Source organism: Mycobacterium simulans (assembly GCF_900232995.1).
GTDB lineage: Bacteria > Actinomycetota > Actinomycetes > Mycobacteriales > Mycobacteriaceae > Mycobacterium > Mycobacterium simulans.
Genome location: NZ_OCVX01000003.1, coordinates 1,584,288 through 1,595,348 on the forward strand (window position 1 = coordinate 1,584,288; position 11,061 = coordinate 1,595,348).

11 protein-coding genes and 2 pseudogenes are annotated in these 11,061 nt (G+C 67.0%); 11 read left to right on the forward strand and 2 right to left on the reverse strand.

The genetic code is table 11. From position 1 onward, the window contains the following. Position 1: 1 nt before the first annotated feature. The 4 genes from MSIMFI_RS07995 (at position 2) to MSIMFI_RS08010 (ending at position 4,367) form a co-directional block, all read left to right on the forward strand. Positions 2 to 928 carry an ABC transporter permease gene (locus MSIMFI_RS07995; RefSeq protein WP_186245099.1) on the forward strand — a complete coding sequence of 309 codons (927 nt, stop codon included), beginning with the start codon at positions 2 to 4 and terminating at the stop codon, positions 926 to 928. Further along, a complete protein-coding gene (locus tag MSIMFI_RS08000) occupies positions 921 to 1,784 on the forward strand; it encodes an ABC transporter permease (RefSeq protein ID WP_186245098.1) in 864 nt (287 codons plus the stop codon). Before MSIMFI_RS07995 ends, MSIMFI_RS08000 begins: the two co-directional genes overlap by 8 nt. Next, the gene (locus MSIMFI_RS08005; RefSeq protein ID WP_191496808.1) at positions 1,781 to 3,529 is read left to right on the forward strand and encodes a dipeptide ABC transporter ATP-binding protein; all 1,749 of its coding nucleotides are present in this window, start codon (positions 1,781 to 1,783) and stop codon (positions 3,527 to 3,529) included. Before MSIMFI_RS08000 ends, MSIMFI_RS08005 begins: the two co-directional genes overlap by 4 nt. A gap of 70 nt (positions 3,530 to 3,599) precedes the next feature. Continuing rightward, the gene (locus MSIMFI_RS08010; protein ID WP_191496809.1) at positions 3,600 to 4,367 is read left to right on the forward strand and encodes an oxidoreductase; all 768 of its coding nucleotides are present in this window, start codon (positions 3,600 to 3,602) and stop codon (positions 4,365 to 4,367) included. 472 nt (positions 4,368 to 4,839) lie between these two features. On the opposite strand, the gene MSIMFI_RS08015 is transcribed toward MSIMFI_RS08010, so the two are convergent. Beyond that, entirely contained in the window at positions 4,840 to 5,697 is an 858-nt protein-coding gene (locus tag MSIMFI_RS08015; RefSeq protein WP_186245096.1) for an HAD-IB family hydrolase, read from the reverse strand. A 510-nt stretch (positions 5,698 to 6,207) separates the two neighbouring features. On the opposite strand from MSIMFI_RS08015, the gene ssd reads away from it, so the two are divergent. From ssd to MSIMFI_RS08045, 7 genes and pseudogenes are all read left to right on the forward strand, one after another. After that, positions 6,208 to 7,239 (forward strand): septum site-determining protein Ssd, encoded by a 1,032-nt coding sequence (gene ssd, locus MSIMFI_RS08020; RefSeq protein WP_186246022.1) that lies wholly within the window; start codon positions 6,208 to 6,210, stop codon positions 7,237 to 7,239. Beyond that, positions 7,236 to 8,402: a TadA family conjugal transfer-associated ATPase gene (locus MSIMFI_RS08025; RefSeq protein ID WP_191496810.1), complete on the forward strand. Its 1,167-nt coding sequence runs from the start codon at positions 7,236 to 7,238 to the stop codon at positions 8,400 to 8,402. The genes ssd and MSIMFI_RS08025 overlap by 4 nt, the downstream gene beginning before the upstream one ends. Then, a complete protein-coding gene (locus MSIMFI_RS08030) occupies positions 8,399 to 9,196 on the forward strand; it encodes a type II secretion system F family protein (protein WP_191496811.1) in 798 nt (265 codons plus the stop codon). The genes MSIMFI_RS08025 and MSIMFI_RS08030 overlap by 4 nt, the downstream gene beginning before the upstream one ends. Continuing rightward, entirely contained in the window at positions 9,193 to 9,780 is a 588-nt protein-coding gene (locus MSIMFI_RS08035) for a type II secretion system F family protein (protein ID WP_191496812.1), read from the forward strand. Before MSIMFI_RS08030 ends, MSIMFI_RS08035 begins: the two co-directional genes overlap by 4 nt. Before the next feature lie 33 nt (positions 9,781 to 9,813). Further along, positions 9,814 to 10,005: a DUF4244 domain-containing protein gene (locus MSIMFI_RS08040; protein ID WP_186246021.1), complete on the forward strand. Its 192-nt coding sequence runs from the start codon at positions 9,814 to 9,816 to the stop codon at positions 10,003 to 10,005. 35 nt (positions 10,006 to 10,040) lie between these two features. Next, positions 10,041 to 10,387: pseudogene (locus MSIMFI_RS27940) on the forward strand (TadE family type IV pilus minor pilin); the annotation flags it as partial. Then, a complete protein-coding gene (locus MSIMFI_RS08045; RefSeq protein ID WP_318187404.1) occupies positions 10,357 to 10,653 on the forward strand; it encodes an Rv3654c family TadE-like protein in 297 nt (98 codons plus the stop codon). The pseudogene MSIMFI_RS27940 and the gene MSIMFI_RS08045, both read left to right, overlap by 31 nt. A gap of 4 nt (positions 10,654 to 10,657) precedes the next feature. On the opposite strand, the pseudogene MSIMFI_RS08050 reads toward MSIMFI_RS08045, so the two are convergent. Further along, a pseudogene (locus tag MSIMFI_RS08050) lies at positions 10,658 to 11,061 on the reverse strand (hypothetical protein); the annotation flags it as partial.

Here is an 11,061-nt window from a genome sequence, read left to right on the forward strand (position 1 = left end):
GATGGTTTGGTACGTGGTTCGCCGGATCGCCGTGATGGTGCCCGTATTCTTCGGAGCTACGCTGCTGATTTATGGCATGGTCTTTCTGTTGCCCGGAGACCCGATTGCCGCGCTGGCCGGCGACCGCCCGCTGAGTCCCGCAGTGGCCGCCCAGCTGCGTGCCCAGTACCACCTCGACGACCCGTTCCTGCTGCAGTACCTGCGCTATCTTGGCGGCTTACTGCACGGCGACCTGGGTCGTGCCTATTCCGGGCTCCCGGTCAGTGCCGTTCTAGCACATGCATTTCCGGTCACCATCAGGCTCGCGCTGATCGCTCTTGCGGTCGAGGCGATACTGGGGATCGGCTTCGGCGTGATCGCCGGTCTGCGCACACACGGCGTTTTTGATGCCACCGTGCTGGTCACAGGACTCATCATTATCGCGGTGCCCATCTTCGTGCTGGGATTTCTGGCGCAATTCATCTTCGGAGTTCGGCTGGGACTCGCGCCGGTCACAGTGGGCGGGCGAGCGACCTTCGCCCGACTATTGCTACCCGGGATCGTTTTGGGCGCGGTGTCATTCGCGTACGTGGTGCGGTTGACCCGCTCGGCAGTGGCCGCCAACGCGCACGCCGATTACGTCCGCACCGCCACCGCCAAGGGGTTGTCTCGGCCGCGGGTGGTGACGGTGCACATCTTGCGTAACTCGCTGATCCCGGTGGTGACCTTCTTGGGCGCTGATCTCGGGGCGCTGATGGGCGGAGCCATTGTGACCGAAGGCATCTTCAACATCCACGGCGTCGGCGGTGTGCTGTATCAAGCGGTCACCCGGCAGGAGGCGCCGACGGTGGTGTCGATCGTGACGGTGCTGGTGCTGATTTATCTGATCACCAATCTGTTGGTGGATCTGCTTTACGCGGCCCTGGACCCCCGGATCCGATATGGCTGAGCACAGCGGTTTTTGGGGCGAGACTTGGCGCGGACTGCGCCGACGACCCAAGTTCGTCGTCGCGGCCGTCATGATTGTGTTCATTCTTGTGGTTGCGGCTTTTCCGGCGTTGTTCACCGCGGCCGATCCAACCTATGCAGATCCCAGCCAGAGCATGCTTGCGCCGTCGGCGGCGCACTGGTTCGGAACCGACCTGCAGGGCCACGACATCTACGCGCGCACCGTCTACGGCGCGCGGGCCTCGGTCACGGTTGGGCTGGGAGCCACGCTGGTCGCCTTCGTCGTCGGAGGGGCCATGGGGGCGCTGGCAGGCTTCTACGGCGGCTGGGTCGACGCTCTAGTTTCGCGTATTGCCGACGTGTTCTTCGGTTTACCGTTGTTGTTGGCGGCGATCGTGCTCATGCAGGTCTTGCATCACCGCACGGTTTGGACGGTGATTGCCATTCTGGCTCTGTTCGGATGGCCGCAAGTGGCCAGGATCGCCCGCAGTTCGGTCCTCGAGGTGCGGGCCAGTGATTATGTTCTGGCAGCTAAAGCGCTGGGGTTGAGCAGGTTTCGGATCCTGCTGCGTCATGCCGTGCCCAACGCCCTTGGGCCGGTGGTCGCGGTCGCGACCCTTGCCCTGGGTATCTTTATCGTCACCGAGGCGACGTTGTCCTACCTCGGGGTCGGGCTGCCGACGTCAGTGGTGTCCTGGGGTGGCGACATCAATGTGGCGCAGACCCGCCTGCGCGCGGGCTCGACGATACTGTTCTATCCCGCTGGGGCGCTGGCAATTACGGTGCTGGCTTTCATGATGATGGGTGACGCGCTGCGCGACGCATTGGACCCTGGCTCACGGGCGTGGCGAGCATGAGCCGCACCGGACCATTGGAATTGCCGCTGTTATCGGTCGAGGGCCTGGAAGTTCGGTTCGGCGCCGACGAGCCCGTCGTTCGCGGAGTGGATCTGACAGTGAGGCGTGGTCAGACCGTTGCTGTGGTGGGCGAATCGGGATCGGGGAAGTCCACAACGGCTGCGGCGATTCTGGGCCTGCTTTCGCCCGGCGGACGAATTACGGCCGGCCGCATCACTTTCGACGGGCGTGACATCGCTTCAGCTGATCGGAAGGCCGACCAGCGTGTCCTCCGGTCTATCAGAGGCCGTGAGATCGGGTATGTGCCGCAGGATCCGATGGCCAACCTCAACCCGGTATGGACGGTCGGCTTTCAAATCCGGGAAGCATTGCGGGCCAACAGGAGCGATCGCAAGCGCGGCGAAGCCTGGCGCTGGGGGCACCGCCCGCTTGCGGGGGACGGGTCGCGACCGTGGGGCACCGATGGCCGCAGTGCGCGGCGGAGGGCCATACAGCTATTGGCCGAGGCAGGTATGCCGGATTCGGCGAAGCAATCGGGCCGCTATCCACACCAGTTGTCCGGTGGCATGTGTCAGCGGGCGTTGATCGCCATCGGGTTGGCGGGCAGGCCGCGGCTGCTGATCGCGGATGAGCCGACGTCGGCGCTGGACGTGACGGTGCAGCGTCAGGTCCTCGATCATCTGCAGCGGCTCACCGATGAACTGGGGAGTGCCTTGCTGTTGATCACTCACGATTTGGCGCTGGCTGCCGAACGTGCGGAAGCTGTGGTGGTCCTCCATCGCGGAGCGGTTGTGGAATCCGGTGCGGCGCAGTCAATACTGCGTGATCCCCAGCACGAGTACACCCGGCGACTGGTAGCCGCGGCTCCGGCGTTCACCGCTCGCGACAAGCGAGCGGCTCAGATCCGCTCGCGGGTGGCGACCCGGGCTGCCGAGCACGCCGGTGGGCATGACGACATCCTGGTCGTTTCCGAGCTGACCAAGATTTACCGGGAGTCTCGCGGCGTGCCATGGCGGCGGGTGGAGTTTCGCGCCGTCGACCAAGTGTCGTTTCGGTTGCGACGAGCGAGCACCCTGGCCATCGTGGGGGAGTCGGGTTCGGGGAAGTCGACACTCGCGCGAATGGTTCTTGGTCTGTTGCAACCGACCTCGGGCACAGTGGTTTTCGACAGCCAGCGGACCGACAAACTGGACCGAGATATGACGTTGGCATTCCGCCGCCGCGTGCAGCCGGTGTTTCAGAACCCTTACAGCAGCCTGGATCCCATGTACTCGGTATTTCGCGCCATCGAGGAGCCGTTGCGCATCCACCGGGTCGGTGACCGCAACCAGCGCCGGCAGGCGGTGCGTGAGCTCGTCGAGCAGGTTGCGTTACCGACGTCGGTTCTGGGCAGGCTGCCGCGCGAGCTGTCGGGCGGTCAGCGGCAACGGGTGGCGATCGCCCGGGCGTTGGCGCTGCGGCCCGACGTGCTGGTGTGTGACGAGGCAGTCTCGGCGCTCGACGTTTTGGTGCAGGCACAGATTTTGGACCTGCTGGCCGAACTGCAGGCCACCCTGGGGTTGACCTACGTGTTCATCAGCCACGACCTGGCGGTGATCAGGCAGATCGCTGACGATGTTCTGGTGATGCGTGCCGGCCGGGTGGTAGAACATGCGCCCACCGAAGATGTGTTCACTCGGCCCCGTCACGAGTACACCCAACAGTTACTGGAGGCCATCCCCGGTGCGTCGGCGGGGTCCCGCTGAGGCCTCATTGCCCGCCTCCTTCTCGCGCCGCTTCGCGGCGCGCATCGTCGCCGGGCTATGTTGGCAACTTGTGACGGCTGACCCGCTGGCTCCGCTGATGGACCTTCCCGGTGTCGCCGAGGCCAGCGACCGGGCCCGCGACGCGCTGGGCCGAGCTCACCGACACAAGGCCAACCTGCGGGGCTGGCCCGTCACGGCCGCCGAAGCGGCGTTGCGTGCGGCACGGGCATCGTCGGTACTCGACGGCGGTCCCGTGCGATTGGACGACCTGTCGGAGGCCGCTTTGCAGGATGGCGGAGTCAGTGATCCGGTGTTCGGCGGAGCGCTGCGGGTGGCCCAAGCGCTAGAAGGTGGCGGTGGCCCGTTGGTCGGGGTATGGCAGCGGGCGCCGCTGCAGGCACTGGCCCGCCTGCATATGCTGGCGGCTGCCGATCTAGCCGATGACGATCGGCTGGGGCGGCCGCGCGCCGATGCCGATGTTGGGCCGCGGCTGGAGTTGCTCGCAGATGTTGTGACCGCCCGCACCCAGGCGTCGGCACCAGTAGTTGCGGCGGTTGCACACGGAGAACTGTTGACGTTGAAGCCGTTTGGCACTGCCGACGGTGTGGTGGCTCGCGCGGTGTCGCGCCTGGTCTCCATCGCCACCGGTCTGGATCCACATGGACTGGGTGTGCCCGAGATTCGTTGGATGCGTCAACCCGCCGATTACCGTGATGCCGCACGAAGATTCGCTGAGGGCACTCCTGCAGGTGTGGCGGCCTGGCTGGTGTTGTGTTGCCGTGGGATGCAGGCCGGCGCGCAGGAGGCGCTTTCAATAGCCGAGTCTCGGATCGGATAGGGCCTCGTCGGTAGCTGACGGCCGCGCGAAAAGGATCGTCCGGAAATGTAAAGCGGGCGACGATCCGAAGGTTTTCAGATCGCCGCCCGCCAACACGGTCCTCGGTTACCAAGCGTGCATTTGTGGGCTGCGTGGGTGGCCTCGGCGCGTTTGCGATACTTCCGACTGCGGCCCCACCCAAAGAGCCGTCGACGTCATCCGTTGTTCGCAATTACGCAGGCCCGCAACACTTCTGCCATTATCGCGGCTATGACTCCGCGTGGGTGCCGAGAAACCGTGCTGGGTGCCCGGGTCGGGAGAACGAACCTTCTCTTCCGGATCGACCTTGGCCTCACCGGGCTTCCGTGGTTCCTTTGTACTACTAGACCCCAGGCACAGCAAGGCCTAATTCCGTGAATGTTCTGGAAATGGCTTTGGATTGCGTGCGAGCGTGTTTGCTGTCGTGACACTTGAGAAGGTTGGGACGCCAGTGCTAGAAAGCGAAGCGGCGCAGCAGTGCGTATGCGACCGCTCCGGCGGCCAAGGCGCTGATACCTACCGCGGCGGTCGTCGCGATCGCTGCGCCTGAGGGTGCCGGAATGCGGTCGCGCAGGGACACCGGCCGGGAGAACGACAAGATGGGCCAACCCCGTTCGATGGCTTCCCTTCGCAGCCCGCGATCGGGATTGACCACCGAGGGATGGCCGACGGCTTCAAGCATCGGCAAGTCCGTGATCGAGTCGGAGTAGGCGTAGCAGTGTTCCAGGGGGTAGCCCTCGCGGGCCGCCAACTCGCGGATCGCTTGGACCTTGCCCTCGCCGTAGCAGTAGAACGCGACCTCCCCCGTGTATTTGCCGTCCTCGACGACCATTCGGGTCGCCATCGCATGGGTGGCGCCCAGTGCGCGGGCGATCGGGCCAACGATCTCCTCACCTGAGGCCGAGACCACGACAACGTCGCGGCCGCACAACTTGTGGCCTGCGATGAGGTCTGCGGCTTCGGCGAACACGTGCGGAGTCACGATGTCGTGGAGTGTCTCGTTGACGATCGACTTCACCTGCTCCACGTCCCAACCGGTGCACATGTTGGCCAAGTGGGTGCGCATCCGATCCATCTGGTCATGATCAGCGCCGGAGAGCAGAAAGATGAACTGGGCATAGCTGGATTTCAACACGGCGCGTCGGTTGAGCAGTCCCTGAGCGAAGAAGGGTTTGCTGAACGCTAGGGTGCTGGACTTGGCGACGATGGTCTTGTCCAGGTCAAAGAATGCCGCGGTTCGAGCGTGCGGAACGGCTTCTCCTGGTGCTTGCGGTGACGTTTGCTGCTGCGCGGCCGGGTTGGATTCGGTCACCGAACCAGCATAGGTCGGAGGTCTGACACGGCCGCTACTTTGTTCGCAAAATGGCCGCTGGGACATCGATGTGGTCGCCTCGTCGGCGACATTTACACGGCTCAAGCTGTAGTTTTTCTTAAAGGCAATACTTGCGTGAGTCCGGACTGTCATGTGTATAGTAAGCATTACTCGGCCTGAGCCGAGGGTGTATCAGCCCGACCCCCCGGGGCTGATACACGACGACCCTCGCCTCCTCCCCCCCTGGCGGGGGTCGTCCCTTTTGTGGGGTAAATAAAGCCCCGTGCCGCAGGTGCTTAGTGGGGCTCGCGGTGTGTTGCGGGACTCCTGTTGTTTTTGCACGGTCGAAGCGACAGCAATGGCAATTGTGCACAGATGCGTCTCTCTCCACAATTCGCCCTTTGGGACTGTCGTCCCACCCCGCGGACCCCGCACGCTAGACGCGTGACCACCGTTTCTGGGCCTCCGGGCACTTGTCGCACCGGCCGCGCGGGCTCCGGCGTGTTGGCAATGTTGACCGATTCGGAGTTGCGCGACGAGTTGGACCGGGTCGCCGCGGCCGTCGGTATCCGGGTTGTTCATGTAGGCGGCAGGAATCCGGTCAGCAGAAAGGCGTGGACCGCCGCTGCGGCTGTGGTGCTCGACCAAGCGGCCGCGGGGCAGTGTGGGCAGCTCGCGCTACCGAGGCGCACCCATGTCAGTGTGCTGACTGGCACCGACGCCGGGACGGCGACCTGGGCCGCGGCCATCGCGGTTGGCGCACAGCACGTATTGACGATGCCGGCGCAAGAGCAGGAGCTGGTTGGTGCACTCGCCGAAGCCGCCGAGTCGGCACGCGACGACCGACCGCACGGCCAGGTCGTCGCCGTTATCGGAGGATGCGGTGGTGCCGGGGCCTCGCTATTCGCGGTTGCCTTGGCGCATACCGCCACCGACGCGTTGCTGGTGGATCTCGATCCGTGGGGCGGCGGCATCGATCTGCTGGTGGGCGGCGAAACAACTCCCGGTCTGCGTTGGCCTGACCTACCGCTACAGGGTGGACGGCTGAAGTGGTCGGCAGTGCGTGAGGCGCTGCCGCGCCACCGGGGGATCAGCTTGCTGTCGGGCACCCGGCGCGGTTACGAACTGGATGCCGGTCCCGTGGACGCCGTCGTTGAGGCCGGCCGCCGCGGGGGAGTCACTGTGGTGTGCGATCTTCCACGTCGGCTGACCGATGCCACCCAAGCCGTGCTGGACTGCGCCGATCTTGTTGTCCTGGTTAGCCCCTGTCATGTGCGGGCGTGCGCGGCCAGCGCGACGATCGCTCCGGTGCTGGCCGCGATCAATCCCAACCTCGGGCTGGTCGTGCGGGGACCATCACCGGGGGGCTTGCGGGCGGCTGAGGTGGCCGAAATCGCCGGGGTACCGCTGCTGGCGTCAATGCGCGCCCAGCCACGGCTCGCCGAGCAGCTTGAGCACGGTGGGCTGCGATTGCGACGGCGATCCGCGCTGGCGGCAGCATCGCGCCGGGTACTTGGCGTGCTGACCGGTAGGGTCGCATGACCGGCTCGCTGATCGACCGCGTCCGCGAGCGGCTCGCTACCGAATCCGCCCCGCTGCGGCCCAACGTTGTGGCCGCAGCGATCCGGGCCGAATCCGGCGGGATCCTCGGTGACACCGAGGTGTTGGCAAATCTGCGAATGCTGCAGACCGAACTGACCGGTGCCGGCATCCTGGAACCGCTGCTATGCGCGGACGGCACCACCGACGTCCTGGTCACTGCACCCGACGCTGTGTGGGTCGACGATGGAAACGGTTTGCGACGCAGCCAGATTCGGTTCCCCGACGAGTCAGCTGTGCGGCGGTTGGCGCAACGGCTGGCCCTGGCCGCGGGCCGCCGACTCGACGACGCGCAACCATGGGTGGATGGGCAGCTGACCGGGATCGGTGCCGGAGGTTTTGCGGTGCGCCTGCACGCCGTCTTGCCGCCGGTGGCAGCCGAGGGCACCTGCTTGTCGTTGCGGGTGTTGCGGCCGGCCGCTCAGGATCTGGCGGCGCTCACCGCGGCGGGCGCGATCGCACCCCAGGCCGCCGAGCTGGTCGCCGACATCATCGCCGCTCGGCTGGCCTTCCTGGTCTGTGGCGGTACGGGTGCGGGAAAGACAACCTTGCTGGCTGCGATGTTGGGCGCCGTCGCACCCACCGAGCGGATGGTGTGCGTCGAGGATGCCGCCGAGTTGGCGCCTCGGCATCCACATGTGGTCAAGCTGATTGCGCGGTGCGCCAACGTCGAAGGCGTCGGCGAGGTGACGGTGCGCCAACTTGTCCGGCAGGCGCTGCGGATGCGGCCCGACCGCATCGTGGTCGGCGAGGTCCGGGGAGCGGAAGTTGTGGACCTGCTAGCGGCCCTGAACACCGGCCACGACGGCGGCGCGGGCACCGTGCATGCCAACAACCCGGCGGAGGTTCCGGCCCGGTTGGAGGCGTTGGGTGCACTCGGTGGCCTCGACCGCGCGGCGTTGCACAGTCAGCTCGCCGCGGCGGTCCAAGTGCTGCTGCATGTCGCGCGTGACCGGGCCGGCCGGCGCCGGCTCGGCGAGATTGCTGTGCTGCGCCAAGCCGATAGTGGACGGGTCGAAGCGGTCACCGCATGGCACGCCGACCACGGGATGACCGACTACGCCGCGGATCTCAAGCAGCTGTTGCAAACTCGGATACCGGCATGAACGCCCCGCTACTTGCCGCGCCGATGTTGTCGGTTGCGCTTCTGGTCTTGCCATCGTCGCCGCGCCGGCGGCTCACACCCGGCGTTCGCCGGTCGCCGCCGGTTCCTGGCGCCAGGTGGGCTGCCTGTCTTGGTGTATGCGTTTGCATTGGCGCAGTCCTGTTGCTGCCGTTGACGACGGTCCTGGCTGTCGTGGTGGTCGGTGCTACGGCGAGCCTGCGTTACCGTCGTCGTCGCCGCAGCAGGCGATGCGCGGCCGAGGGGAGGGCGCTGGAATCCGCACTTGATGTATTGGTGGGTGAACTGCGCGTGGGCGCTCACCCAGTGCGCGCCTTCGCCATCGCCGCCGAGGAGACCGATGGCCCGGTTTCGGCCGCGTTGCGCGCGGTCGCGGCGCGCGCAAGATTGGGCGCTGACGTGGCGGCCGGGCTGCGCATCGCCGCCCGATTGTCAGCCCTGCCTGCGTACTGGGAACGGCTCGCGGTGTGCTGGCAGTTAGCCCATGACCACGGTCTGGCGATAGCTACTCTGATGCGGGCTGCGCAACGCGATATCGCTGAGCGGCAACGATTTTCGGCAAAGATGGTATCGGGGATGGCGGGCGCCCGCGCCACGGCGGCCATCCTGGCGGGCTTACCGCTGCTCGGGGTACTGCTTGGTCAACTGATTGGGGCGCAGCCGCTGAGCTTCCTGTTGAGTGGGCACGCCGGTGGCTGGCTGCTGGTGGTCGGGTTGGCTTTGGCCTGCGGCGGGCTGCTGTGGTCGGACCGGATAACCGATCGGGTGGCGTCGTGAATGCCGCGGCGGTGCTGCTGGCCCTGGCTTCGTGGGTCGGTGCTGGTCCGTCGGTGGTACGGGCACGCGCCGGACTGCCGTCGCGCGGACATGGGAGGCGGTCGCAGGCGCATGGCCCCGATCCGTTAGGGGTTGCCTCCAGCCTGGACGTGCTCGCGGTGTGCCTGGCAGCGGGTATGGCGGTGTCGTCCGCCGCGGCCGCGACCGCCCCGTCCGCGCCGCCGCGGCTGGCCCGAGTCTTATCCCCGGCCGCCGCCTTGCTGGCGCTGGGGGCCGATCCCGGCCTAGCGTGGTCGACTCCGCCGGACGTGCCGGCCGGCTTGGTGGACTCGCAGGCCGATGCATTTCTGCGATTGGCGCGCCGGTCGGCGTCCTCGGGGGCGGCGCTGGCCGCCGGGGTGATCGAACTGGCCGGGCAATCTCGCAACGACGCCGCGCATGCGGCTGCCGCGGCCGCCGAGCGCGCCGGCGTGCTTATCGCCGGTCCGTTAGGGCTGTGCTTCTTGCCGGCGTTCTTCTGCCTGGGCATCGTGCCCGTGGTGGCAGGGCTGGCCGGGCAGGTTTTTCAGTCAGGGCTGTTATGAGACCACAAACGAGAGGAAGTATTGGTGATCAACATGTTTCAAGCATTCGTGGCCCGCATGACGCTGCTGGCGACCGACGAGTCGGGGATGTCTACCGTCGAATACGCGATCGGGACGATCGCGGCAGCGGCCTTCGGTGCGATCCTCTACACCGTCGTCACCGGCGATTCCGTCGTCTCCGCGTTGAACCACATCATCGGTCGCGCGCTTTCCACCAAGGTTTAGCTGCGAGTGCCGGCTCGAGCACGGTTGAGGCGGCTCTGGCAATCGCCACGCTGGTGGCGGTGCTGGTGCTGGGCCTGGCCGGGATCACCGCGGTGTCGATGCAGGTGCGCTGTGTCGATGCGGCCCGTGAGGCCGCCCGGTTGGCCGCGCGCGGTGACGCCCGTTCGGTGGATGTCGCCCGCCGCATCGCGCCGGATGGCGCGGTGGTGCAGGTGCGGCGGGACGGTGATTTTCTGGTCGCAACGGTCCGCGCACGCTCAAAGCTGTTGCCCACCCTTGACATTGCGGCCAGGGCGGTCGCAGCCGCCGAGCCGCGATGACCGTGGCTCGGCGACCGTGGTCGCTGTTGCGATGGTCGCGCTGCTGCTGTGTGTCACCGGTGCCGGAGCCTATTTGGGCGCGGCCGTGGTGGCACGCCACCGCGCACAGTCGGCGGCCGACCTGGCCGCGCTGGCCGCCGCCGCCCGGCTACCGTCCGGGACTGCGGCGGCCTGCGCCAGGGCGACGCTGGTGGCACGCAAGATGCGAGTCAACATCACCCAATGCGGGGTCGACGCCCTTGACGTCGTCGTCACCGTCGAGGTGGCTGTGGTCTTCTCCGGCACGGCGCGGGCCGCTGCCCGGGCGGGGCCGGCCGATACGGCGTAGCCGGCTACGGCAACCCGTTCATCCCGTTCTGGCCGAGCAGCTGACCGCCGGCGCCACCGGATCCGGCGTTGCCTGCCGTCGGGCCAATGCCGGAGTTGCCGCCGTTGCCGCCGTCGCCGATTAGCCGTGCGTTGCCGCCGTTGCCACCGTTGCCGCCGGTGCCCATGCCGCCGATCAGCACAACATCCCCGCCGGCGCCGCCGGCGCCGCCGTTGCCGATCATCCCGCCGTCACCGCCGTCTCCGCCTGCTCCTCCGTTGGCCGCGGCATTGACGCCGGGGGAGAACCCGCCGGCTCCACCCGCCCCACCGTTGCCGTAGAGACTGCCAGCGTTGCCGCCGGCCCCGCCGGCGCCGCCGACCCCATTGGTGGTCGAATTAGATGACCCGCCGCTCCCGCCCGCCCCGC

Coding starts and splice junctions, on each gene's coding strand:
- MSIMFI_RS07995 (WP_186245099.1), top strand. CDS start 2: ATGGTTTGGTACGTGGTTCGCCGGATCGCCGTGATGGTGCCCGTATTC.
- MSIMFI_RS08000 (WP_186245098.1), top strand. CDS start 921: ATGGCTGAGCACAGCGGTTTTTGGGGCGAGACTTGGCGCGGACTGCGC.
- MSIMFI_RS08005 (WP_191496808.1), top strand. CDS start 1,781: ATGAGCCGCACCGGACCATTGGAATTGCCGCTGTTATCGGTCGAGGGC.
- ssd (WP_186246022.1), top strand. CDS start 6,208: ATGTTGACCGATTCGGAGTTGCGCGACGAGTTGGACCGGGTCGCCGCG.
- MSIMFI_RS08025 (WP_191496810.1), top strand. CDS start 7,236: ATGACCGGCTCGCTGATCGACCGCGTCCGCGAGCGGCTCGCTACCGAA.
- MSIMFI_RS08030 (WP_191496811.1), top strand. CDS start 8,399: ATGAACGCCCCGCTACTTGCCGCGCCGATGTTGTCGGTTGCGCTTCTG.
- MSIMFI_RS08040 (WP_186246021.1), top strand. CDS start 9,814: ATGTTTCAAGCATTCGTGGCCCGCATGACGCTGCTGGCGACCGACGAG.
- MSIMFI_RS08045 (WP_318187404.1), top strand. CDS start 10,357: ATGGTCGCGCTGCTGCTGTGTGTCACCGGTGCCGGAGCCTATTTGGGC.